The sequence below is a fragment of the Leptospira hartskeerlii genome, assembly GCF_002811475.1.
Taxonomy (GTDB): domain Bacteria; phylum Spirochaetota; class Leptospiria; order Leptospirales; family Leptospiraceae; genus Leptospira_B; species Leptospira_B hartskeerlii.
In genome coordinates, this window is record NZ_NPDL01000002.1 from 61,429 (window position 1) to 85,185 (window position 23,757).

Genomic DNA, 23,757 nt, shown 5'->3' on the forward strand with positions numbered 1-23,757 from the left:
CCGCCCGGTTAACAACGCATGGGCGGCGTAGCACTTATTTGCTTATATGATCCAAATAATCCAAAGCATAATTCTCAGCTTCGGATAAGTTTTTAATTTCAGAATTATATAACACCGATCTCAATTCCTGGTACAATTTAACTGAATTTAATATGCAACTTTTAATGGATAGGAAATCATAACTTGGAATTGTGGATTTTAGTTTTTCAAGATCGATCGGATCAATAATAAACTCTAATTTTCTAACTCCTCTGGGCAGGGAATTATTTTTGAGATGAAGTAAAGGACCTAAAACTGTATTTCTAATGAACGATAAAAAATCAATCGTCTCAAAATACTCTCCTCTTCCCAACTTTGCTCCGGCGTAATGTACCCAAACCCAAAATCTATCTTCTATCCATTGGAAATCCGGATTCGGCCATTCTGCTTTTGACGATTCGAGAATTAATTGGATCTCTTTATTGTTGTGATAAGTAAATACAGGGTTTTCGATCCGGCTCTTTAATTCGGAAAGCTGGATAAATTTAAAATCAACATGGAGAAATGGATCCTCATACAAACAAATTAAAAGCCTTCTCTCTCCAACATGTTCACCGGTAAATGCTGATAGCAAAGTTCCGAAGTTCTTTGCGAAATCGATCATTTCTTTTTTCTGATACTGAATTCCATCTTTCAATATTATAACAAAATCAATATCGGAGTATTCATCAAGTTGCTTTGAAATGAATGAGCCTGCTATCGCAATCCCTTCAATTGTCTCGGTATTCGAAGCAAACTCATTCACTTGATTGATAAAACGATCTATCTTTTCCATATTATTTATATGCTAACCACTATAATACTTTTATCCGTCTTGTTCTTACAAGACTAGACTATAACATAGTTCCTGATTTTACGACGTCTTGCATAGGAGGGTTTCCGAATAATCGTTTGTATTCCCTATTGAATTGAGAAGGGCTTTCGTAACCTACTCGTATAGCAGCATTATGCGCTTTTGCTCCTTCGTGCATCATGAGCATCTTTGCCTTGTGAAGTCTTACGTTCTTTATATACTGGAGAGGTGCCATTTTAGTGATAATTTTAAAATTTGTATGAAAAGCGGAGACGCTCATTCCTGCTTCTATAGCTAGAATGTTTATATCTAATTTTTCTCCATATGATTTGTGAATTTTATCTAGAATTCTAGATATTTGGAAAAAATGTTGATTACGATTTGCAAGCGAGCGTAACGCAAATCCGTTTTCTCCTTGGATAACTCTGTAAATAATTTCCTTAACGATCATCGGGCCCAACATGTGGCTGTCCGAAGGTGAATTTAATGCTGTTAATAAACGAATACTCGCATCTAATATTTGAGAGTCCATGGCAGACGAATAAATTCCATGCGGAATAGATTCAGTATTTTCTTTTACTTTGTCCATTGATTGCATGATCTCTCCAACTGAAATTGCATCCACTCGGATCCTAAAACCCAACATGGGTTTTTCCTTGCTGGCTGTGGTTTCGCATTCCATCGGGATCGGCACGGATAGAACAAGATAATGCATCGGATCATAAAGAAAAACTTCTTCACCTAAAAAGGCTTTTTTCTGCCCTTGAGCCAGAATGATAATTCCAGAGTCGTAACACTGGGGTAGTCTAGGAGTTGAATTGTTTGTACGAAATAGATCAACTTTATCGATCACATTTTCGTGGAGTCCCTCTTCAGGAATCAGTTTCTCTAATAGTTCTAGCATACTTTTTGATTTCACATTCATTTCTCTCTATCCTCAAAGAAATTAAATAACAATATGTAGGATTAGGCAATTGCAAATAGGATCAGGCATTGACGGCTAGATTAAAAAACATTATATCTTAAACGGTATGAATGAACTATCAATCAACAAATCGACGAATCGCAATTCTCGATTCTATCAAATCTTTAGACAGATAACGCAGCTTATAGGAGGGTTGTTTTTGATTATAACAACCATTGGATGTTCCCAAGAATGGGACAAAAAATTTCCGAAGAGCGAGAAAATTACTTATAAGAAAGTATCTTTTCAAAATAGGTATGGGATCACACTCGTAGGAGATTTGTATCTTCCGAAAAATTACAACAATCAAGTTTTGCCGGCGCTTGCCATAAGCGGTCCATTTGGGGCAGTCAAAGAGCAATCCTCCGGTTTATATGCGCAGACTATGGCAGAACGCGGATTTGCAGCTCTTGCTTTTGACCCGTCTTATACCGGTGAAAGCGGAGGTGAACCTCGCAATACCGCATCACCTGATATTAACACGGAAGATTTTAGTGCGGCGATCGATTTTTTAGGCCTGCAAACCTTTGTTGATAGGAATAAAATTGGGATTATCGGCATCTGCGGATTCGGCGGTATGGCGTTAAACGCTGTCGCAATCGATAAACGTGTTAAGGCCGTTGCAGTTACCAGTATGTACGATATGTCTCGAGTTATGTCGAAGGGATATTACGATAGTTTAACCGCCGAGCAACGTGCACAAATGTTGGTGAAAATGAGCGAGCAACGTTGGGAAGATGCAAAAAATGGAAAACCTGCGCCTGGACCTAGGAACTTACCGGAAACTCTGGATGGTTCCGAGGTTCGATTTGTAGTGGATTATTTTAATTATTACCGCACTCCGCGAGGTTTTCATCATAGATCTCTTAACTCAAATGGAGCTTGGAACGCAACCACGCCCTGGTCTTTTATGAATATGCCGCTTTTAACTTACATAAAAGAAATTTCACCACGTCCTGTTCTGATAATTGCAGGGGAAAAAGCTCATTCTCGATATTTCAGTGAAGATGCTTTTAAAGCGGCAAACGAGCCGAAAGAGCTTATGATCATACCTGGAGCAGTTCACGTGGACCTATATGATAGATTGGATGTGATCCCTTTTGATAAACTCACCGATTTTTTCAAAGAAAATTTACATTAAAAAGCGAACGTCGTGGAATTTGAATATCGAAATATAAAATGACTCTTCTTGGGAGATGTCGGATAACTGACGAACAGTATCGGTCGGATTTAAAGTTATATCTAAACACGAAGCTGTTCGTATCGTCTAACTGTCCCCGATTATCTTGAGCTTCTCTAGATTATACCTCGCGCGCGATAAACAGGCAAAACGAAACAAGAACTGGAACTATCCAAGCCATGAGCATTAGGACCGCCGCTCTTCTTCTGGAAGACCGGCGATCAGGTGATATCCTAATATCCAGCTGAAAGCGGATCGGATCTTAGTTATCATTAATGAGTCTGTAACCAGTTCACTAAATCACCCAAAACTTTTGCCTTGTCCGCTGGAAGTTCATTCATAGTTTCGTGGTACAAGCCATCATAAATTTTCATAGACTTGTCTGAAGAAGGAATCACTTTAAATGCTTCTTCCGTTCCTACAGAAAGTGCGATAGAATCTTCTTTTCCATGGAATAGATAGACTGGGAAGTTGATCCGCGCGGCTTTCTCCAAAGCTTTTTCTTTGGAATTCAGAAGGAAATCACCTAAGTAAGCTCCAACGGAACCGTGAACTAAAGGATCTTTTTTATAAGCTTCTACAACCGACTTATCTCTGGATAATGCGTTCGCATCTAATCCGGTTGGAACGGTCAGAGTAGGAAATGCTCCAGCGAGTAAACTTCCCGCACCTTTTTTGATATTCATGACTAAGTCTGTTTTTACCGCGATCGGCAATCCGCTCAGCACAAGTCTGTCTAAGTTTGCTTGGTGAGAAGGTTCTCCTGCGTAAAACAGCGAGATCAATGCTCCCATAGAATGCCCCATTAGAGTGACCTGCTTGACTCCTTCTTTCTGTTTTGCAATGCTGATCAGTCTGTCAAGGTCCGCTAAATATTGGTTAAAATGAGTGACTACTCCTCTGCTTCCTCCGGATTTTCCGTGGCCGCGAGCATCTATTAGATAAACATTATATCCTTTTCCGGAAAGTGCTTCGAGTAGGTTGTCGTATCTTTTTCCGTGTTCTCCGATCCCGTGATGGACCACTAAAGTTCTAGGATTTTTTGCGTCTTTTGCACGATAGGCTCGGTAATAGATAGGTACGTCGCCTGCTCCTGCAAAGGTTCCGTCTTCCAGATGGTAGTTTTGTTCCCAATTCATTCGGTAAATATCAGATCTGTCTGAAAAATGGGGAAGGAAATTTCTATCCAATTCGCTTCTTTCTTTCTGCTATTTCGAACAAACGTAATGGTTATGACCTATGTTATGGTACTTATTCCGGAAAGAGTCCCGGTAGGAATTCCTCTTGTTTTTTCTTTTTCAGAAGATAGTGGGAAGGGACAGCGAACAAGTCCGTTCTCAATTCTCTTCTTTTCGTGAGTCCGAACCTTTTGATGCAGATCGAAAATCTTTTTTGGAGAAGTTCCGCATAATTTCCTTCTCCTCTCATTCTTTCTCCCCAATTGGCCTTGTATAATTTTCCTCCTCTTGCTTCCGAAATGACTTTTAGCACTCTTTCTTTTTTGAGAGGGAAATGTCTGGTAAGCCAGTCTTCGAATAAGGGTGCAACTTCGAATGGGAGTCTGACGAATACCATTCCGGCTGATTCTGCACCTGATAAAGATGCCTGTTCCAATAGATGTTCCATTTCGAAATCATTGATGAATGGAATTACCGGAGCGAATAATACTCCTGTTGGAATTCCAACGTCGGTGAGTTTACGAAGAGTTTCCATTCTTCTTACGGGAGCTGGAGCTCTAGGTTCTAACTTGGACCAAAGTTCTTTGTCCAAAGTGGTGATGGAAAGAAACACTTTCAAAATTCCTAATTTTCCCATTTCGGAAAGAATGTCCGTATCTCTCTGGATGATAGAAGACTTAGTAATAATTACTGCAGGTTGTTTGAATTCCAACAAGACTTCTAATAATGATCTTGTGTTTTTGTAGATCCTTTCTCCCGGTTGGTATGGATCTGTGGCTGTGCCTATTGTGATTGGTGAGAGCGCTTGCTTCTTCTTTCTTAATTCTTCCGCTAAAAGTTTGGCCGGCTCCTTCTTTACGAATATTTTTGTTTCGAAGTCCAATCCCGGAGAAAGATCCACATAAGAATGGTTCGGTCTTGCAAAACAATAGATACATCCGTGCTCGCAGCCTCTATATGGGTTGATACTCGCATCGAATGGAATATCGGGTGATTTGTTTCGAGTGAGAACCGATTTGGAATCTTCCCAAAAGAATTGGGTAGAAGGAGATGATTCCTCCGTTAGATCTATCCTATCTTCCAGCCAAACTTCCCTTTGGATCTTATCAAATCTACTGGGAGGAACTTCTTCTGTGCCTCTTTTCTTAGAATTCATAAGATTGAATTCTAAGAAATACTAAACAAAAAACAAGCAAAAATATGATTGTATTTTGTTGGAGGTCCTACAAAATGATCTTGCTTAGTTAATTTCTAATTTTGCTCCTTCTCCCCAAGCTTTGTAAGAAGGTAAATTAGAAATGGTCTCTACATACTCGCTTGCTTTAGGCCCAAGCTTTACTCCGTAGGTTATGAATCTAGAAACAACCGGTGCGTAGAATGCATCTGCTATGGAGAAGTTTTGGCCGAACAAGAATGGTCCACCGTAGGAGCTCAAACATTCTTCCCAAAGAGTTTGGATCCGATCGATATCCTTCTTTGCATCTTCCGGAACGGAGAAGTCGGACTTTCTGCCATGAAAATTCATGCTTAGATTGGATCTTAAGCCTGTGAATCCTGAATGCATTTCTGCGGTTACCGATCTTGCCTTGGCTCTTGCGATTTGATCCTTGGGCCAGAGTCCCTTCTCCGCATATTTTTCTGCCAAATATTCCGCAATGCTAAGGCTATCCCAAACTCTTAGGTCTCCGTCGTTTAAGACAGGGACTTTTTTGGAAGGTGAATACTTATCAATTATGGCTGCATATTCTGGCGTGAATAGTTTTAAGGAAATCTCTTCGAAAGGAATTCCGAATTGAGTGAGTAGGATCCATGGACGGAAAGACCAGGAGGAGATGTTTTTATTTCCAATTACAAGTTTCAGATCGCTCATAACTTTATGATCTTTCAAGGCGGGATGATTCTGCAAGAAAGTAATCCTTTCGAATTAGCAAGTTTTGTAGGGATTGATACAGAGGCTTTGAACTAGTTTGCCTTTCTTTTGCAACAATTAGCTTGGGGAATTTCCCTGATCAAGTGCACATAATCCTGCGAAGGCTAGGAGTCTTCATTTAACAATGAGGCTTCTTCTTAGTATTCTAAGAATGCTTTTGTAGGATTTTTTTGAAAATACATGTCTTAAGTTATTAATAAGAGAGAAATCTTTTCGAAAAGAATCGAGCGGTTTCTTAGATACAAAACAAATCGGATGGATCTAAGCTTGGAAAACGTTAAGGAAATTATTCAAACACAAGAAAGTATGCCCGATATTTTGTTAATTTGTGATTCGAGCGGAAGGATCCTTCATATTAACGAGAATGGAAGGAAGATCCTAAGTATCGCTTCCATTGAATCAGCTAAAAGTATGAGTATTACCGATCTTCTTTCCGAAACTGATCAAAAATATTTCGAATCCGTTATACTACCTAATGTAAGCAAGTCGGGAGAGTTTGAAGGAAGAGGGCTTCATTTAATGAAGAAGGACGGAAGTTTCCTCCAAACAAAACAACATGCTTATCTAATGCCGGAGAAATCTTATCTATTCGTATTCACAGAAGATCAAGAATCGGAAGCGGGAAAGAAGGAAGCTTTGTACAAAGCGTTCCAACAATCACAAAATGGAATGTTCTTAACCGATAAAGAAGGTGTAATCCTTGCGGTGAACAAACAGTTCGAAAAAATTTCCGGCTTAAAAGAAAATGAACTCATAGGAAAAACTCCAAAAGCATTCCAATCCGGAATGGGAGCTTCTAAAACTTTTTATGATGAGTTTTGGGAATCAGTTCTTCAGGGTTCGGTTTCAATCTCTAACTCGAATCTCAAAAACGGTTTTATAAAAGATTGGAAACAAAATGTTCTTCCTATCAAAGATCGTAATGGAGAAGTTTCCAGCTTCTTAAGCACTATCTTTGCAAATCCTGAACATTCGGAGTCCGGAGAAGCAAAGAACAATTCTGATTTTGGAAAATCTCCATCCGATACTTTCAGAAAATATGAAGGTATGGATAGAGAAGCTCTAATCGGAGTTTTAAGAGATAAAACAAAGCTTACCAAAAAAGAAACAGAGATCTGTGCAGGAATTGCTTCCGGTAAGGATAAGAGTCGGATCAGCGAAGACCTGGGTATCCATCCTGGGACTATGAAAAACCATCTCAAATCGATTTATAGAAAGACTATCGATTTGGAAAAAGAGATCCCTGGTCCGGAGAGGGATAAGCTTCAGAGACTTACGATCTATTTGTTCCGCCTACTCGGATAATGAGTTAGTCCGGCTTAGCTCCCCAAACCTTGATCACATAATCCTCTCTTCCGGAACCCTTTCTGTATTGTTTATAATGCGTAGGGTTCTTTTTATAATAATCCTGATGGTATTCTTCCGCGGGATAAAATTCCGATGCAGGTAATATTTCCACAGCGATAGGAGAGGAGAATTTTCCGGAAGTTCCTATTTTATCCTTAAATTCTTGGGCCAATTTTTTTTGTGCTTCATTCTTATAATAGATAGCTGATCTATATTGGTTGCCTCTGTCTGCGAATTGTCCTCCTGAATCAGTCGGATCAATCTGTCTCCAATACGTGTCCAATAGTTTTGCGTAATCTATCTTTTTGGGATCGTAGGTAATCAATACTGATTCTCTATGTCCTGTTCTTCCGTATCCTACGTCTTCATATGTTGGGTTTATCTCTTTTCCGCCAGTATATCCTGAGACCACGGATATGACACCGGGTAGTTTTTCGAAAGGTCCTTCCATACACCAGAAACATCCTCCTGCAAATATGGCTGTTTCTGTTTTCGGACTTTCTTTTGAGAAAAGAATATTCGAAAAACCAAATATTATGAATATTATAAGTGTGGATTCTAATCTTATAAGTTTGAACAAATTTGCTCTCATAAAGTCCCTCGCGGTTTCGTTTTTATATGAATTTTTAATCTATCTATTTCCTACCGATCGGTTGTTCGTATTTTGATTTTTTTCAAAAAAGCCTGGTAAGGACAAGCTAGATCAATTTCAGTAGCCTGTAGATACTTTCGACTGACGTCGGAAAAAGTTACGGACTTATCAACCGTTTCCAATTCTGGGTTTTTTATTCTTCATGTAGAATATGCCCGCCCGTGCGAGTATCATGAATTTAAAAACAAAACAATTTCTTTCCAATCTTCCTTACGATCTTTCCTCAAGTATCGCAGTCTTTTTAGTAGCTATTCCTCTTTGTTTGGGGATTGCTCACGCGTCCGGCGCTCCCTTATTTTCAGGGATTATCTCCGGGTTTATAGGCGGGATCGTAGTAGGAACTTTCAGTAAATCCGCCTTAAGTGTTTCGGGGCCTACGGCAAGTTTGACTGCGATCGTTCTTTCAGGTATCAAAGACTTGGGGAATTTTGAAGCTTTTCTTCTTGCATTATTAATTGCGGGAATGATCCAAACTTTGCTTGGGATCTTGAGAACTGGAGCATTATCCGCTTATCTTCCTTCCGCAACAGTAGTTGGAATGTCTGTCGCGATCGGCCTACTTTTAGTCATCAAACAATTGCCTCACTTGATCGGTTACGACGTAGAGGAATTCGGGGTAGAAGAATTCGATATCACTAAAGAAGACGTAAACGAATCCTATCACGATCCTCATGAAGCAAAAGAGACAAACTCACTCATGTTGCTCGTACATGCCTTCAGGAATCTTCAGAGTAATGTTTTAGTGATCGGAGTGATTTCCCTTTTATCTTTCTGGATTTGGGATAGATACTTTGCTAAAAAATTCAAATATATTCCTGCTTCCTTAGTGGCGATCATTCTCGGGACCGGTTCGAATTTACTTTTAGGGCATCTTCTTCCTGGAGGAGCTTTAAGCCAAGATCACTTGGTCACTCTTCCTATTTTTAAAAATCCTTCCGAATTGTTTGCTCATTTGGATTTTCCGAACTTTTCCTATTGGGATCAGGGCCCTGTATGGACCTTGGCATTTACGATCGCGTTTGCTTCTTCTTTAGAATCATTACTTTCCGTGGAAGTGGTGGATAAACTGGATGAAGAGAATCGTAAAACTCCTATGTCCCAGGAATTAATCGCGCAAGGATTAGGGAATATGGCCTGTGGACTTGCAGGTGGGATCCCGATCACAAGTGTGGTGGTTAGAGGTTCTGTAAACGCTTCTTCCGGTGCAAAAACCAAATTTTCGGCAATCTTTCATGGGGCGTGGATCGGGATCAGTGTATTACTTTTTCCTAAATTTATGAACACCATTCCTTTGGCATCTCTTGCTGCGATCCTGACTTTTACAGGTCTCAAACTCGCAAAACCTGCGATGTTCCGTCTAATGTTCCAAAAAGGCTATTCTCAATTCTTACCATTCTTGGTAACTGTAGTCGTCACATTCTTCACTAATGTTTTGATCGGAACATTCTGCGGTATCTTGGTGGCTTTGATTTTCGTTCTATATGAAGATCATAGGACCGCGATCTATAGAGAAGAGCTTCATGGAAAGTTTAGAAGGATCATCTTGGGAGAAAATTTAGGCTTCTTCCATAAGGCAAAGATCAAAGAGGTTTTAGAAAGCCAACCTTCCGGGATCACATTGGAAATAGACGGGACTAGAACACTTCATATGGATCAGGATATTCGAGAGCTGATCCACGAATTTAGAAAAAATGCCCACCGTAAGGAAATTACGGTGATCCTAGGAGGGATACCGAATATGGAAAATGATATCGAATCCTTAAAAAAAGAAATGAGCGAGTCTTATCAAAAATTATTAAGAAATAACCAGGAATGGGTAGAGGAAAGGACAACGGAAGATCCTGAGTTTTTCTCTCGCCATGCGGAAGGCCAAGCACCTCAGACATTATTCATAGGTTGTAGTGATTCTAGGGTCCCTGTGAATGTGATCACTAAAACAAATCCTGGGGAAATTTTCGTAACCAGAAATATTGCTAACGTAGTTTCCGTGGACGATATGTCCCTGTTTAGCGTTGTTCAGTATGCGATCGATGCATTGAACGTAAAACATATTATTGTTTGCGGTCATATCGGCTGCGGAGGGGTTAGAGCGGCTCTGCAAGGAAAGGCTACCGGTCTCATAGACAACTGGATCACTCATATTAAGGATGTGTATCTAAAACATAGAGAAGAATTGGATGCTCTTCCTGAAGACCAACGAGAGGAAAGACTGATCCATCTGAATGTCGCGGAACAGGTAGTGAACTTATACAAGACCGGAATGATACAGAATGCTTTGGCGAAGTATGGTTTTCCGGAGATACACGGATGGGTATACGATATCCGAAATGGACAGATTAGCGAAGTGGATTATAAGGATATTCTCTCCAAGGAGCTTGGAGGATTGTACGGTTATCCTAAATAGCGGCCGGTTGGTAGAGTAGTTCTTGGACTCTCAGGTATTTGTCCATTCCGTTGATCTCCCAACGGACTACTTCTCCTACTCTGGCACCTAATACTGCCGAACCATGAGCGGAGAATAAGGACAGTTTGCCATTAGCAGGTGCGTTTTCGGTATATTCGTCCGGATATACTAAGGTGAATTGGAATGCTTCTGCGTTGCCAAGGTCTTTGAGCACGAATTTAGAATTCATAGTGATTAAGTCTTGGGGAACTTGGTTCTGGTCTATCTTTTTGGCCTTAGATAGCGTCTTACGTATAATCTCTAAGATACTTGGTTGGACTATTGTAGATTGAGCGGAAACCTCAAGGGTAGAAAGAATCCTTTGATGATCATTCTTTGAAAGAAATCTTTTACCACTCATAAGCAGTGCCTCCCCTAGAAAACAAATCCGAAACTTACATATCCGCATAATGTACTCAAGCGTTTTTCCTTTTCTTGAATTTTACAAAAATTGCATTCGTTTATGCGACATAGAATTTCCTGTTTATTATAATTTATACTAAACGAAAGATAAGTTTCGTTCGACATAAGGAGAAGACATGTTCCTGACTTTGTTCCAGCCGACTAGAAATAAATCCTTCGCATTAGTTAAGTACCTGTTTCGTTTGGTTCGCAAAGACGTTCGACCTATACTGATCCTTCCAAAAGGAAGTTTGGGTCTAGAAGACGGACTCAGTTTCGGGAGAATGATCTCCAGGATTTCCAATCATCACTCAACTGCGGTATTGGGCTTCGCAGAAAATTTTTCCCAAGCAGTTAACTTCTGCAAAGAGATCCGATCGGGTGCCCTTGGTCATGCGGGAAGAGATCTTCCTATCTTTGTGGATGCGACTAGACTAACTCTCGGCTCCGACTCAGAAGATCTAGAGGAAGCCATTCTAGGATTAGGGGAAAATTGGAGCAGGATTTTTCCACTGACTTGTTTTATAGAAATAGGAAGGGACAGCTCCAGACTGGAAGAGGCGAGCGGCCGCACTTCTCTATTCAGAATTTCTTCTTTGGTCATGGAAAGAAAGGGGAAAGACTGGAGGTCTCTCAAGAGTGAGAAGATGGATGAGGATCCGTACGGGGACTGGACCTACGAACTGATCTCCGATCTTCTTCCTGATCGAGGAGTTTGAAATTTTTTTCCAATTATGAAGAAGACCCGTCAGGACCGGCCTTTCTTTTTTAGGGGCTGAGCTAGGGGGTATTTCATATTTTTAATTGAAGTTTTTTCGATCTCGGTCTTGACTGATAAAAATTTTGCCCCTAATGGGGAAGAGCAGGTTGATCTTGCATGATCGAAAGACGCACGAACAAGTTCGGGGAAAACGGAATCTTCGCCTCTCAACCAATCGCTAAGGGAACATTACTGTTCAGTTATAGCGAATGGATCGAAGATGAGGAATTCGGATGGAAAGTACTCTCCGTCTCGGAAGCCGATGAACTTCCGGAAGAGGAGAAGGAAATCTTCATGAAATACGGCTATGATGTAGACTTCGGCCTAGTCACCGGCCCTTCCGGACCTGAATTTGTTATCAATCATTCTAACTTTATGAACCATTCCTGCGATCCGAACATGTGGTACGATCAAATGGACAATATTATAGCCAAAAGGGATATAGAAGTTGGGGAAGAGCTAAACATCGACTACGGTAACTTCGTAGTGAACTTCGACCAGACCTTTGAATGCGCTTGTGGGTCTTCTAACTGTCGCAAATTCATCCGTAAGGACGATTGGAAACTCTTACTACCTCAGTACAATCTCAACTTTCCTACGTTCATGCATAAGGAAATTAAGAAGATCTTAGTAAAAGTCCCTGCCTAAGGGACTTTTTTGTTTCTAAATCCAGGATCATTTCCTGATCCTGGATTGCCTTCTCCATAGGATGCGGGCAAAACTTTCTCCTTCCTGTCCAGAAGTCTTCCATAGTTCCGGATCGCTTGTTTTACGAGCATTCTCTATCGTATAAAAGGCCCCAGGCGCAGTATTCTTCAGTATTCCAAGCACAATGGGTATATCCTTTCTTCTTAATAAGGATAGAATGACTTTAACCGGTCCTCTGGCTCCTTGTGCTTCCAACGTGGTGGTGCGGTAGCCTGCCTGGGTCAGGTTCTGGACGATCTCTTCTCCTTTTTCCGGAACGATGATACGGATAAGCGAATGTCCTAAGGCTAATTTCTCTTCTACTACCATACCGAGAAAAGTGCCTGTGGCAAATCCACCCGCGTATGCGATATAACAAAAAACGTTGCTCAGGTTTCTCATGATCTGAGTGATTACTATCAGCCAGAGAAGCACTTCTACAAAGCCTAGGAGTGCCGCTAGGACCTTTCTTTCTCTGGAGATTAGGATGATACGGACAGTGCCTATGCTTACGTCCGTCATTCTGGCTAGATAAATTCCGAGGGGTAAAATTAGATAATCGAAGGCCCAGTTAGGCATTCGATTATTCTGGGAAATCCTAGGCGCTTGGCCAGCAATTTACGGTTTGCAATACACTTCTACCGTCTTGGTAGTATAGAAGGGGCCGATCAGAGTATGAATGACCAAGTCCACGAAGCCGGTCTTGATGATCACTTCTGGATGGTTCCTATCGCAGCTCGCCTCCATTGGAGCGGTAGTAGAATAGATCCCGAAAACTGTGCTTCCTTGTTTTGCTTTTTTATCGGGACCTGGAGTTTCCTTTGCCAATGCGTACGGTGTATCTCCGCCTTTATGAACCACGGTGGTGGTATGGCAGCCCATAGAAAATCCGAAGATTAGAACTAAGATTTGAATTCTGACTATTTGTAACATTCTATCTCCACTGTTTGGGGGGAATAGATTGCAAGTGTTAACTGCTCCCAAAGCCCATTCCAAAAACTGGTGTACTGATGGACGGATCGAGGTCCTTCTGCGCAGTACTTAGAAGTATCCAGGACTAGATTTCCAGGATAAAGTCCGAAGAGGTAGTAGGTATGTTGGACCTTATGAATTTCTCCGCCTTGTTCCGCCTGAGCAGATCTTATATCTAAAGCACGTTTACATTCTCTGGAAGTAGGGTAGATCCTGCACGCTTCCGGAAGGCTTTGAGGATAACGGACCATGGCATGTCTGCATGATTCCCCGAATCCAAAACTTAAGAGTATGATCGAGAGTATGGGTAGAATTTTATCTGCGCGCAACTTCTTCCTCCCAAATTACCGAGGCATAACCCGGGCCATGCACAGCGGCGAATATTCTGTAAGAAAGAACTTCCGAAGGGTCGGAAGAAAGATGATTTAATACCAAGGAATAATCTCCTTTTTCAGGATTGTTTATTTCAAGTTTACAGGGAGAAAGTTGGCTGATCTTATCGCCACATTTGATCTTTGAATCGAATAAGATCCCTTTTCTGGACAAGGTCACTCCCAGATCGGGTTTATCCGTCAAGACTTCTACGATCAGAGTTACTCTATCTGCCTGTTTGATCCTAAATCTATATTCCCAAGGATCTGTGAGAATGGTTCCGTCCACATGTGCCTGGAAAGCGGAACTCTCCGCTCTGGAAACTTTTTCGAAACGTAACGGTTCGTATCTCTGATCTTCCCTACAATTATATAGAAGGACCAGAGATAATAAGCTGAATACGAAACCGATACCTAATGTCTTTTTCATAAGTTCTGCTGCCTATATACTCTGACGGGAGTATTGTTCTTTCCAACACTCACATAAAGATAATAAACTCCGCCGGTATTTACGGAAACAGAGGAGAAAATCTGCTGCACATTTGTGGAATCTGTGAGTCCACCGTTCGCAACCAGGGTCCATACGTTAGAAGCGGATCCAGGGTTGGTCGTGTTCGTGCGATAGATACGGATACCGTTCGGGTTATCGAATCCTACATAGAGATAAGATCCGTTTTTAGCCACCATGGTAATCGTTTTGTTGGTGGAATCTCCGAAGTTGGTGATACCGTTTCCATCGTCTCCCACGACTGTCCAGTCTCCAGAATCACATTCAGTACTTGTTGATGTGAGTGTAGGATCACATTTCCAAAGTTGGGCCCTACGGTTTGTGTCTGTTCCATCAGTACATCCTGTCACAGTTCCTGCAGTTGTGCGGATCCCACTTGCCTGAGTTCCTTGGATACAGATGGTCCGAGTCACATACAGTTTATCGTTGTATTCCGCAAATTGAGCGAATGCCCTATCCGCAGGGATGAGATCGTAGAATTTTGCAAGTTCCAAAGAGAACCAGTTATTGGTAGTGCTGTTATGCCATTTTTGATTGGTTCTTGGTCCTACCTCGGTCCAGTCAGAGCAATTATTCTTAGAGGAACAAGCGTTAATTGGGCTTGAAGAATTGGAACGGATGATTGAACCGTTATGCCCAACCGCATGTAGTCCACCGTTAGCAGCGTAAATTCTATCCTTGAACACTATAGAAGAATCCACTCCGATATAATATCCCCAGTTCGGACTATTATTAATACTACCATTTCCTCCTGCGGAAGGTCCTCCAAAGAAAGGCATATAGTCGATACGGATCCTTCTACCGTTGGTACCATCGTATGCATCACAGTTGGAACCTGCAGTACAGTTTCCTGTGCTGCCTGAATCGGAACTGTTGAATGTGATAAACCCGAAGTCGGGAGCGTTCAATCCGCCGCCGGTTCCTGTTCCATCGTTACTCGGTTTTGCAAATCCAGGGAATACTCTATCGTTCAGAACAGCGATGGAAGAAGTTCCAGCAGTTACAGTTCCAGTAATGGAACCCATATCGATGTACTTATAGTTCAGGTTGGTAGAAGTATCGTTCGAGTAGTAGATATAATCGAAGTTATAGTTCGATCCGCTCGGAACTGTTCTTGCTGCCGCGATGAAGATGTATGGATTACTAACCAAAGAACCAGTGGTGAAAATTCCCCTTCCACTTTCATTGTCTGGACCACAACCATTTGCTAGAGTAGCATCGTTTTGGGTACAACCTGAGTGTCCTAAGGTCACGTAAGGTGGAACTGCAATGCTATTTTCTCTCGTGGTGGCTGAGTTGGAACTGACGTTAGAAGTGTCCGAGTTTTGGCCGTTCGTATCTTTTACAAAAGAGAACTGAACCGATTCTGGGCCAGAACCGTCATAAGCAAAACGTAATGCTCCGTTACCTACGTTGTTAGGTCCGGTGTAGATCTTACTATTGAAGTCTGCAAGATAACCAAAAGTAGAACCGTTCGGATCTATAGAGATCGGACCGTCCTCAAAGTTTACAGGAGAAGTTCCGCAGCCTAAGAAGGAAGCTCTATCTCTTGGAGAAGATTGTATATTTTCGGAATCTCCTGAATCACGGATGGATCCCCAAGAAGTATTGTCGAAACCGTCTCCATTTACGTTATTCGCAGCTATGATAGTATATTGAGCACCGGTTTGTAATAAGCTATGGGTCACGCAAACTTTTGCGGAGTCTGCAGTTGCTCCACCGCATACCACTCCGTCTAGGATCTTAGCGGAGTTGATCGTACCTAAGTCGGTTGTTCCTACAAAAGAGTAACGGTTCGCACATTCTGCAGTACTACTACATTCTGCCGAATTGCCCACATTGTTTCCGGATTTGATCGGTTTGGAGAAGTTGATGATCACAGTGCTCGTGCTTGCGCAAGAAGCCGAACTTACTTTTAACTGCTCTTGTCCTACGAAATCTCCATAATTTGCACAACCTAAATTGTTCGGACTTCCGGAGAGATCTTGGATGCCGCTCTTATTCACGATCACAGTATAGTTGGTACCGGAATTTTGAGAAGAAGCTAAGGTCAGAGTGTAGATCGCGCCGCTTCCACTTACCGAAGAAACCGAAATATTAGAAGCAGAGGAAAAGTTGCTATTGTCGGAACAAGAACCGCTTACTGCAGAAGTCAGAGCTAACTTATAATTTGCAGCAGTAGTGGCCTGAGTCGAGTTCACAGATTCGGAGAATGTTACTCTGACTGTAGTCGGACTCAAAGAGACCACATTAGATACGGTTGGAGCTGTAGTATCTAAGAACACAACAGTCAGCTGAGTGTTCCCGCTCACTGAACCGCTAGTAGCGGAAATAGTGATCGTTCCTGCCGCAACACCTGTTGCCTTACCTTCTGTTCCGGAAGCGTTGCTAATGGTAGCCTTGCCTGTATCGGAAGAAGCCCAGGTAACTGAAGTTGTCAAGTTCTGAGTTGTTGAATCTGAGTAAGTACCAGTCGCAGTGAAGTCCTTAGTTTGAGTCGTATATACGTTACTATTTGTAGGAGATACTGAGATAGAAACTAATACCGCAGCAGTCACAGTAAAGTTAGTAGAAGAAGATACTGAACCTAAAGTTGCGGAGATAGTGCTTGTTCCAACCGCAACTGCAGTTGCCACACCTTCATTTCCACTCGAATTGCTAATCGTAGAAGAAGAAGTATTGGAAGAAGCCCAGGTCACTTGAGCTGTAATATCCAAAGTTGTCGCATCAGAATACACACCGTTCGCAGTGAATGGAGTGGTATATCCTTTTGCTAAACTGGAGTTAGTTGGAGTGATGGAGATACTATCCAGGGCGGCAGCAGTTACTGTAACCGCAGTATCCGTGCTGGTTACGGAGTTATAACTTGCAGAAATCTGAGTGCTTCCTTCTTGGAGAGCGGTCAATTTACCGTTTGTTCCTGAAGTATTGCTAACAGTCGCCTTGGTTTGATCGAAAGAACTCCATGTCACCTGAGTTGTCAGATCAGAAGTGGAACTGTCTGTATAATGTCCCGTTGCCGTGAAGTTTTGAGTGCGTCCTTTCGCAATACTCAAAGTTGGAGAAGGAGCGATCGTAATGCTGGTAAGAGCCGCAGCAGTCACAGTCAATACGCTTGCAGGAGAAGTTACAGATCCCAGAGTTGCTGTGATATTTGTAGTTCCAGTTGCAAGAGTAGTTGCAAGACCATTACTTCCTCCCGCATTGCTGATAGTAGCTTTACTTGTGCTGGAAGAAGCCCAGGTAACCGAAGTAGTCAGATCCTGAGTGCTTGCATCGGTATATGTTCCTGTAGCAGTAAAGTTCTGAGTAAGTCCTTTTGCGACACTTGGATTTGTAGGATCCACTTGGATAGAAACCAAAGTTGCAGCAGTTACAGTCAGATTTGCATTTCCACTGATACTTCCCAACGTAGCAGAAATATTAGATATTCCTAAAGAACCATTATTTGGAGAAGTTAGTGTCTTTTTAGGCGCAGCAGTTAAAACTCCCAATTGGATGATAGAAGTTTGAGAACTGTTCCAAACCACTTGGTCCGTAATATCTGAAGTAGTCCCATCAGAATAAGTCCCTGTAGCTTCCGCAAGGGTAGAAGTTCCCTTGGCGATCGAAGAATCCGTAATATGGACTTCAATCGAATCTAACGCAGCGGAAGTTACCGTAAATGTGATCGAGTTGGATACCGATCCTAAGGTTGCTGTAATTGTTGCAGTTCCAACTGAAACACCTGTGGCTTTTCCTTTAGTTCCATTTACGTTACTTACGCCGACTGTGGAATTATTGGAGCTTGACCAAGTAACTGAAGTAGTCAGATCCTGAGTGGAATTATCAGAGTAAGTTCCAGTTGCACTTAAATTTTCCGATCTTCCTTTTGCAACACTTGGATTAGAAGGTGTGATCGTGATCGATTGTAAAACCGCGGCGGTCACCGTCAGCGTGGTAGAAGGAGAAGTAATTGTCCCTAAAGTTGCAGTGATATTTGTAGTTCCGATTGCGGCAGCTGTCGCCTTTCCTTCCGTTCCGGCGGCGTTACTAATAGTCGCTTTACTCGTATCGGAAGAAGCCCAGGTAACGGATGCGGTTAAGTTTTGAGTAGAACTGTCTGTATAAGTTCCTGTAGCAGTAAAGTCTTTGGTTAAACCTTTTGCTACACTTGGATTTGTAGGAGTTACTGCAATGGAAACTAATTTTGCAGCAGTTACAGTGATATCCACAGTGCCGCTAATACTTCCGGAAGTTGCAGTGATTGTAGAAGTTCCGAGTGATCCGCTATTCGGAGAATTTACCTGCTTTTTAGGAGTAGCAGTTAATGTTCCTAATTGAATAACCGAAGTCAGTGAACTGCTCCAAGAAACTGAACCGGTAATATTTTGAGAGGAACCGTCAGAATAAACTCCAGTCGCTAATATTGTAGTGCTTGTTCCTTTTGCGATAGAGGAATCATCAGCAGTTAATTGGATGGACTCTAAAACAGCGGCAGTTACCGAGAAGGATACAGTTTCTTCTATTCCTCCAATCCCTGCAGTGACGTCTATTGTTCCGACATTAATACCGGAAGCTCTACCTTCAAAGCCGGAACCGTTATCCACAGTTACGATAGAATTATCTTCGCTAGACCAGGTCACCTGGTCTGTGATGTTTTCATTATGCCCATCGGAGAAAATACCTGTAGCAACCAGATTTAAAGTTCTTCCTTTAGGAGTGCTTGGGCTAGAAGGAGTGATAGAAATACTTTCTAATACTGCCGCAGTAACTGTAACATCAGTGTTTCCTGATATAGAATTCAGAGTAGCGGTAATGGTAGAAGTTCCCATATCTTCCGTGGATAAAAATCCTCTGGAACCTGCAGTATTGCTGATTGTAGCAACTATCGTATCCGAAGAATTCCAAGTTACGGAATTTGTAATGTCTTGGTTTGAATTATCCGTATAAGTTCCAGTCGCCGTGTACTGTTGGTTTTTTCCCAATGCTAAAGATTTATTGGTAGGAGTTACTGCGATAGAAACTAAAGCAGCTGAACTAACAGTTAGAGATAAATTAGTGGCGTTGAATGAATTATAAGAAGCTCTGATCGAAGTAGTCCCTGCATCTATTGCGGTTACAAGTCCTGTAGAATCTATTGTAGCTATAGCGGAACTTCCTGTACTCCATGTAGCATTCGGATCGTTTGTTAGATCTTGGTTAGAACCATCCGCAAAGTTACCGGTCAAGGTACACTGTCTAGTGATCCCTTTAGGTAAATTATCCGTTTGGTTTATACACGAAATGGAAATTGAGCTCAAAGGAGCTGAAGTCACTGAAAGAGAAATTTGGGCAGTTTTATTTTCGTAAGCGATGCTGATATCTGCAGTTCCCACTCCGGTTCCTGTGGCTTGCCCGCCGGCAGACATAGAAATGATGCTGGAATTGCTAGAACTCCATACAGCGTCCGCAGTAATATCTTTATGAGTTCCGTTCGAATACGCAGCGGTCGCCACCAAGGACATGCTTGTAGTTTTTGCAAAACTGGAATTCGGAGAAGAGATCTCCACTCTACTTAACGTAGGAGTTCCTCCGCCAGGAAGAAAGAATAATCCTCCACCGCCTTTTTTCCCTGCCGCGAGCCCAACAGCTCCAGTTAATAAAGGCCAGGCAACGCATCCTTGGAAAAGAATGAAGGAACACACCAGTGCTGTGCAGAATTTTTGAGTGGGGTTGATTCTGGAGCTCATATATATCTCTTTTGGTTCGACAGACGCTATAGATTCTACTATCGACCTAATTCTATCGGACGATACTTATCTAACGACTATTTCAAGAAAAAATAAATAATATGGTCTAGTTTTGTAAGTAATTACTTACACCAACCAAAGATGTAGCCTCTGGACTTTAAAAAGTGCAGAACTTGTTTTAGTTTCTAAAAAATATCACTTGAGTGGGTAAAAACTATTCAATTCTATTTGCTTTATGGGATGCTTACTCAGAAAAAATAGAAAATCCGACTAACAACTCTAAAATATAAATCAAATATAAGTAAGTAAATATACGATTACATTTGGCGACTTAAGGCGGAGCATATCTGTACCTTTTTCAAGTTAATTTACTAAACTCTTTGACTCGAATTTTACACGGATACAAATATTGTTTCTTTGTGTACGATTTTATAATATGATTTAGAGACAGAATATTGAGAAGAATGTCACCTAACGTCCGGAAGGATCCAATCTTTGTGAAAAAAATCGTCCTTCACCTTCATTAGATCTCGATTCGGGTCTATGAATGGAAGGCTTTTTTTACCGTTTAAAGAAACCCTTACTTCTGCATATACTGCGGTGTCGTCACCTGATCTTTTCTTTTCTTTCTCTCCCAAGAAATGAGCAAATTGTAGGATTAGATCGGGCTGGGTGCTCATCATCGTTTTTTGCACTTCGTTCAGATAAGACTCAGGCAAAACATATTGGATCTCTCCGGTCCGCAGATTAACCACTTGGAAACTTGCGATACCGTTCTTTTGGATGAGCATAATATGCCATGCAAATCTAAAGCCTTGTTTGGTCCATAAATGGTTCCCAGGATATAAAAAATGCCTGAGAGGAAAAAGAATCTGGATCAAAACATATAAGGAAACTGCCCAAATTCCGAATTTGGAAGAAAAAAGAGAAACGAACTCACTTAGTTTGATTTCGATACTTCTTCCCCATATATTCGGTTTTTCTAAAGCACGTAAAAGTATGAGCAAAATTTTTGCGGAAAGAAAGCGGAAAGTGACGGGAAGTTTATTCCAAGCCGTTTTGAATAAATTCCTTAGCTCTCCATAAGGGAAAATCCCCCTTCTTTTTAAAAATCCTCTAGCTTTAATCGGCCAATCCGGAGGGAAAAATAATAAAGCTGAGAAGATCATGATCCAAGGAAACATTCCGATCGGAAAAAGCCTCCACGTGAGAATATGAAAGATCAGAACGAAACTGTAAGCCCAAGGTCTTAAGTTTTTTTTCAAAAGACAGAATGGAACGAGCAGATCGAAAAATAATCCGACATAACTGAAAATATAACCTGCAATCGGATAAGAAAAAAATCCTCCGATTACAGGAAAGTCGGTATCTCGCACTAGCCAGATCCTAAGAGGTTGAGCAGAAAATAACCAGTCCGGAACTAACTTTGCCAAACCTCCGAAAAAATAAACGCATCCAATTTGGAATCGAAGGATCCATAGGGACCAATTCGGGATTTTAGGTATGGTCCATCTTCCGTTTCGATAGGCCTCTAAAAAATGTGACAAAGAAAAACAACGATCTGCAGGGATCCAAAACAAAAGAAAGAGTAACAGGAAGACTAAATAATAGTGATCCAGGTAAGCAGAAACATCTATAAGATTAAAATATGTAAATCCTAACCAATAAGCAAAAATAGAGGTCCTATATAAAATTCCCAGGGAAATAAATAGGGAAGTAATACATAATATTATGAAAACAAAATATAGAAAAGGAGAAGGCAGGGCTCCCACCCAGGAGAAGCCGAAATGTTTGAAATGAAAACCAGGCTCTAAAAAATATTTTTGTACCCAGCCGTAATGAAGATAACGAGCTGAGATAAAAAATAGAAGAATGCCGAACCCGAATCTGAAAAATCCTAAGGACCAAGCCGGAGATTGTTCGAATAGTTCGGACTTATACCGATTCCAGAGGGACAAGTTTGATTCCTTTTACTATTTATTGAACAGATCGAATGAAACCGTTTCCTATATCGATCCAATTACCATTCAATTTGTTTTTTCCCAATCGAGCAAGCATTCCGGGAACTTCTTCGAAGGAAGAAGGGAGAATTTCCTCCAAATGAAAAATTTTCTCTCCTTCTTTTTGATAATTATCAAACGAAATAGGAGAAGCTCCTTCAAAGAGTAATTTTTTCCCTCCTTGGTTCTGAGTCTGCAATGGATGATCAAAAACAAAAACATCTCTATCTTGAGAGATTGCATTAGATGCAGAAGATAACGCTCCGCTTTTAGAAGGAGCTTCCATTACTAAGAGGGAAGGTGAAATGCCGGTGATAATCCTATTCCTTTTTGGGAATGCATATTTTCTGACTTCAAAACCGGGAGGACATTCAGTGATCACTAAACCATTGATAGAAGATTTCATTCTTTTGTATAAATTCCTGTTTTCGTAAGGATATTCTTTTTCCGGGCCTGTGCCCATGACTCCTATCACGGGAATTTCTTGGTCCAGGGCTTGCGACATTGCTGCCTTATCCACTCCTAAAGCTAAACCGGAAATAATACCGTCCAGCCCAAGAGAATTTACAAGATCCGGAATTAATTTAGAATAATGTAATGTTACAGGAGAAACTTTCCTGGTCCCCACCACGGCCAGATAAGAAAGTTTTAGGAGCCCGATGTTGCCAAAACAGAATAAATTTGGTGGAGGGTCATAAATTTCTTTCAGGAGGCTCGGATATTCAGGATCGAAATAAGAAACGATTTCCGCTCCCATCTTTTTTAAGGAAGATGAGTAATTTTTAGAATCGAATTTTGCTTTTTCTTTTAGATCTTTCGGGAGTATTTCTTTTAATTTTTCCAGGACCTCTAATTCGGAGAGGCTCTGGGATAAAAATCTGGACCTGCTTAGAATTTTATAAAGGATCGGAGAAGAGAGAGAAAGAAAGTCCATAACGGATCCTCCGTATTAATTCTCGGAAGATCCCATTTTATTCAGATTATTAATTACGTTTTTATAAGATTCGTTCTCGTTCAGATCTTCTTTGATAAATCCGTCTTTTTTAAGACCTTCTATCGTATTTTTCAGATGTAGATAGATATCTTTCGCTTCTTGTGCCTTTCCGAATCTATACAAAAAATTCCCTTTTGCAAATAACACTGGAACATTGCGAGGTTCTTTCTTTAAGATAGAATCCAAAAGTGTAAACGCTTTCTCTTGGTCTTGAAAACCGGCATTGATCCCTTCCCAAGAAGAATCCGCCATGGAGGAATCAAAATAGATCAAAGCCAATTGGTATGGAAATCTAGAATCTCTGTTGTCTTGTCTGGAAAGTGATTGGAAAATTTCGATAGCGATCTGCCTTCTTTTTGGTTCCCAACCTCTGTCCTTGGAAGCGTTTGCATAAGACAAAGCAGTTTCAAAAAGAAGCTGCTGGTCTATCGGCATTAAAAGTTGTGCTTTGTCGAAATATGGTAGAGAAGATTCGAAAAAATGAACGTCGGCGCCGATCACTTCTGTTTTTCCGGAACCTTCTTCTTGAATCGCTTTATTATAATATTTGGATGCTAGATCGTAATCGCCGATCTTCATATATCCTTGCGCGATCTTCCAACTAAGAGCGCCAGCGGATCTGGTTTTGGAAGCCATTTCTCGGATTTTCTTCTCTAATTCAATGATCTCGGATTCGTCCATGTTCAAACGACGTTTCCAAGCTTCAAGATCCTCGACAGTCGGAGGTTTTGTATTCTTTCCTGAAAATTTACTTAGGTTCTTACAATCGGAAATCAGAAATACAAAAAGAAGAAGGAATATAGTCCTCATTGATTCCACCTCGGGA

General features: G+C 41.2%; 20 protein-coding genes. 5 read left to right on the forward strand and 15 right to left on the reverse strand.

What is annotated here, in order from left to right:
• Nucleotides 1–34: 34 nt before the first annotated feature.
• Nucleotides 35–814: an aminoglycoside 6-adenylyltransferase gene (locus CH352_RS03180; protein WP_100705691.1), complete on the reverse strand. Its 780-nt coding sequence runs from the start codon at nucleotides 812–814 to the stop codon at nucleotides 35–37.
• Nucleotides 815–872: 58 nt separating this feature from the next.
• On the reverse strand, nucleotides 873–1,757 hold the full coding sequence (locus tag CH352_RS03185; protein ID WP_100705690.1) for an AraC family transcriptional regulator: 885 nt from the start codon (nucleotides 1,755–1,757) through the stop codon (nucleotides 873–875).
• A 193-nt stretch (nucleotides 1,758–1,950) separates the two neighbouring features.
• Here CH352_RS03185 and CH352_RS03190 point away from each other — a divergent pair, with 193 nt between their 5' ends.
• Nucleotides 1,951–2,937: an alpha/beta hydrolase gene (locus CH352_RS03190; protein WP_243396233.1), complete on the forward strand. Its 987-nt coding sequence runs from the start codon at nucleotides 1,951–1,953 to the stop codon at nucleotides 2,935–2,937.
• A 311-nt stretch (nucleotides 2,938–3,248) separates the two neighbouring features.
• Here CH352_RS03190 and CH352_RS03195 read toward each other — a convergent pair whose 3' ends face one another.
• From CH352_RS03195 to CH352_RS03205, 3 genes are all read right to left on the reverse strand, one after another.
• The gene (locus tag CH352_RS03195; RefSeq protein ID WP_100705776.1) at nucleotides 3,249–4,115 is read right to left on the reverse strand and encodes an alpha/beta hydrolase; all 867 of its coding nucleotides are present in this window, start codon (nucleotides 4,113–4,115) and stop codon (nucleotides 3,249–3,251) included.
• A 112-nt stretch (nucleotides 4,116–4,227) separates the two neighbouring features.
• Entirely contained in the window at nucleotides 4,228–5,310 is a 1,083-nt protein-coding gene (locus CH352_RS03200; protein ID WP_100705689.1) for a PA0069 family radical SAM protein, read from the reverse strand.
• An 84-nt stretch (nucleotides 5,311–5,394) separates the two neighbouring features.
• Nucleotides 5,395–6,024 (reverse strand): glutathione S-transferase family protein, encoded by a 630-nt coding sequence (locus tag CH352_RS03205; protein ID WP_207766644.1) that lies wholly within the window; start codon nucleotides 6,022–6,024, stop codon nucleotides 5,395–5,397.
• Between the two features lie 366 nt (nucleotides 6,025–6,390).
• On the opposite strand from CH352_RS03205, the gene CH352_RS03210 reads away from it, so the two are divergent.
• Nucleotides 6,391–7,389 carry a PAS domain-containing protein gene (locus CH352_RS03210; protein WP_243396232.1) on the forward strand — a complete coding sequence of 333 codons (999 nt, stop codon included), beginning with the start codon at nucleotides 6,391–6,393 and terminating at the stop codon, nucleotides 7,387–7,389.
• A gap of 4 nt (nucleotides 7,390–7,393) precedes the next feature.
• On the opposite strand, the gene msrA is transcribed toward CH352_RS03210, so the two are convergent.
• A complete protein-coding gene (gene msrA, locus CH352_RS03215) occupies nucleotides 7,394–8,023 on the reverse strand; it encodes a peptide-methionine (S)-S-oxide reductase MsrA (RefSeq protein WP_100705686.1) in 630 nt (209 codons plus the stop codon).
• Between the two features lie 232 nt (nucleotides 8,024–8,255).
• On the opposite strand from msrA, the gene CH352_RS03220 reads away from it, so the two are divergent.
• Nucleotides 8,256–10,487, forward strand: a complete 2,232-nt coding sequence (locus CH352_RS03220) for a SulP family inorganic anion transporter (protein WP_100705685.1) — start codon at nucleotides 8,256–8,258, stop codon at nucleotides 10,485–10,487.
• Here the strand turns inward: CH352_RS03220 and CH352_RS03225 are convergent.
• Nucleotides 10,480–10,887, reverse strand: a complete 408-nt coding sequence (locus CH352_RS03225; protein WP_100705684.1) for a GreA/GreB family elongation factor — start codon at nucleotides 10,885–10,887, stop codon at nucleotides 10,480–10,482. The two genes, CH352_RS03220 and CH352_RS03225, sit on opposite strands and share 8 nt — an antisense overlap.
• Nucleotides 10,888–11,065: 178 nt before the next feature.
• Here CH352_RS03225 and CH352_RS03230 point away from each other — a divergent pair, with 178 nt between their 5' ends.
• Both CH352_RS03230 and CH352_RS03235 read left to right on the forward strand, forming a co-directional pair.
• Nucleotides 11,066–11,647: a hypothetical protein gene (locus CH352_RS03230; RefSeq protein ID WP_100705683.1), complete on the forward strand. Its 582-nt coding sequence runs from the start codon at nucleotides 11,066–11,068 to the stop codon at nucleotides 11,645–11,647.
• A gap of 158 nt (nucleotides 11,648–11,805) precedes the next feature.
• Nucleotides 11,806–12,336, forward strand: coding sequence for an SET domain-containing protein (locus tag CH352_RS03235; RefSeq protein ID WP_100705682.1), 531 nt, complete (start codon nucleotides 11,806–11,808; stop codon nucleotides 12,334–12,336).
• A gap of 27 nt (nucleotides 12,337–12,363) precedes the next feature.
• Here the strand turns inward: CH352_RS03235 and CH352_RS03240 are convergent, their stop codons facing one another.
• The 8 genes from CH352_RS03240 to CH352_RS03275 all read right to left on the reverse strand — a co-directional run bounded on the left by CH352_RS03240 (nucleotide 12,364) and on the right by CH352_RS03275 (nucleotide 23,741).
• On the reverse strand, nucleotides 12,364–12,954 hold the full coding sequence (locus CH352_RS03240; protein ID WP_100705681.1) for a DUF2179 domain-containing protein: 591 nt from the start codon (nucleotides 12,952–12,954) through the stop codon (nucleotides 12,364–12,366).
• 39 nt (nucleotides 12,955–12,993) lie between these two features.
• The gene (locus CH352_RS03245) at nucleotides 12,994–13,308 is read right to left on the reverse strand and encodes an LIC_10461 domain-containing protein (RefSeq protein ID WP_100705680.1); all 315 of its coding nucleotides are present in this window, start codon (nucleotides 13,306–13,308) and stop codon (nucleotides 12,994–12,996) included.
• The gene (locus CH352_RS03250) at nucleotides 13,296–13,676 is read right to left on the reverse strand and encodes a Bor/Iss family lipoprotein (protein ID WP_100705679.1); all 381 of its coding nucleotides are present in this window, start codon (nucleotides 13,674–13,676) and stop codon (nucleotides 13,296–13,298) included. The genes CH352_RS03245 and CH352_RS03250 overlap by 13 nt, the downstream gene beginning before the upstream one ends.
• Entirely contained in the window at nucleotides 13,663–14,148 is a 486-nt protein-coding gene (locus CH352_RS03255) for an LIC_10463 family lipoprotein (RefSeq protein ID WP_100705678.1), read from the reverse strand. Before CH352_RS03255 ends, CH352_RS03250 begins: the two co-directional genes overlap by 14 nt.
• Nucleotides 14,145–19,937: a beta strand repeat-containing protein gene (locus CH352_RS03260; RefSeq protein WP_100705677.1), complete on the reverse strand. Its 5,793-nt coding sequence runs from the start codon at nucleotides 19,935–19,937 to the stop codon at nucleotides 14,145–14,147. Before CH352_RS03260 ends, CH352_RS03255 begins: the two co-directional genes overlap by 4 nt.
• Nucleotides 19,938–20,404: 467 nt before the next feature.
• Nucleotides 20,405–21,895 carry an HTTM domain-containing protein gene (locus tag CH352_RS03265; RefSeq protein WP_100705676.1) on the reverse strand — a complete coding sequence of 497 codons (1,491 nt, stop codon included), beginning with the start codon at nucleotides 21,893–21,895 and terminating at the stop codon, nucleotides 20,405–20,407.
• Nucleotides 21,896–21,914: 19 nt separating this feature from the next.
• Nucleotides 21,915–22,871: a DNA-processing protein DprA gene (locus CH352_RS03270; RefSeq protein ID WP_100705675.1), complete on the reverse strand. Its 957-nt coding sequence runs from the start codon at nucleotides 22,869–22,871 to the stop codon at nucleotides 21,915–21,917.
• Nucleotides 22,872–22,886: 15 nt separating this feature from the next.
• Entirely contained in the window at nucleotides 22,887–23,741 is an 855-nt protein-coding gene (locus tag CH352_RS03275) for a tetratricopeptide repeat protein (RefSeq protein WP_100705674.1), read from the reverse strand.
• Nucleotides 23,742–23,757 lie beyond the last annotated feature (16 nt).

Excerpts from the sequence above, each read along its gene's own strand:
- CH352_RS03180 (WP_100705691.1), bottom strand. The coding sequence starts at position 814 with ATGGAAAAGATAGATCGTTTTATCAATCAAGTGAATGAGTTTGCTTCG.
- CH352_RS03185 (WP_100705690.1), bottom strand. The coding sequence starts at position 1,757 with ATGAATGTGAAATCAAAAAGTATGCTAGAACTATTAGAGAAACTGATT.
- CH352_RS03195 (WP_100705776.1), bottom strand. The coding sequence starts at position 4,115 with ATGAATTGGGAACAAAACTACCATCTGGAAGACGGAACCTTTGCAGGA.
- CH352_RS03200 (WP_100705689.1), bottom strand. The coding sequence starts at position 5,310 with ATGAATTCTAAGAAAAGAGGCACAGAAGAAGTTCCTCCCAGTAGATTT.
- CH352_RS03205 (WP_207766644.1), bottom strand. The coding sequence starts at position 6,024 with ATGAGCGATCTGAAACTTGTAATTGGAAATAAAAACATCTCCTCCTGG.
- CH352_RS03210 (WP_243396232.1), top strand. The coding sequence starts at position 6,391 with ATGCCCGATATTTTGTTAATTTGTGATTCGAGCGGAAGGATCCTTCAT.
- msrA (WP_100705686.1), bottom strand. The coding sequence starts at position 8,023 with ATGAGAGCAAATTTGTTCAAACTTATAAGATTAGAATCCACACTTATA.
- CH352_RS03220 (WP_100705685.1), top strand. The coding sequence starts at position 8,256 with ATGAATTTAAAAACAAAACAATTTCTTTCCAATCTTCCTTACGATCTT.
- CH352_RS03225 (WP_100705684.1), bottom strand. The coding sequence starts at position 10,887 with ATGAGTGGTAAAAGATTTCTTTCAAAGAATGATCATCAAAGGATTCTT.
- CH352_RS03230 (WP_100705683.1), top strand. The coding sequence starts at position 11,066 with ATGTTCCTGACTTTGTTCCAGCCGACTAGAAATAAATCCTTCGCATTA.
- CH352_RS03235 (WP_100705682.1), top strand. The coding sequence starts at position 11,806 with ATGATCGAAAGACGCACGAACAAGTTCGGGGAAAACGGAATCTTCGCC.
- CH352_RS03240 (WP_100705681.1), bottom strand. The coding sequence starts at position 12,954 with ATGCCTAACTGGGCCTTCGATTATCTAATTTTACCCCTCGGAATTTAT.
- CH352_RS03245 (WP_100705680.1), bottom strand. The coding sequence starts at position 13,308 with ATGTTACAAATAGTCAGAATTCAAATCTTAGTTCTAATCTTCGGATTT.
- CH352_RS03255 (WP_100705678.1), bottom strand. The coding sequence starts at position 14,148 with ATGAAAAAGACATTAGGTATCGGTTTCGTATTCAGCTTATTATCTCTG.
- CH352_RS03260 (WP_100705677.1), bottom strand. The coding sequence starts at position 19,937 with ATGAGCTCCAGAATCAACCCCACTCAAAAATTCTGCACAGCACTGGTG.
- CH352_RS03270 (WP_100705675.1), bottom strand. The coding sequence starts at position 22,871 with ATGGACTTTCTTTCTCTCTCTTCTCCGATCCTTTATAAAATTCTAAGC.
- CH352_RS03275 (WP_100705674.1), bottom strand. The coding sequence starts at position 23,741 with ATGAGGACTATATTCCTTCTTCTTTTTGTATTTCTGATTTCCGATTGT.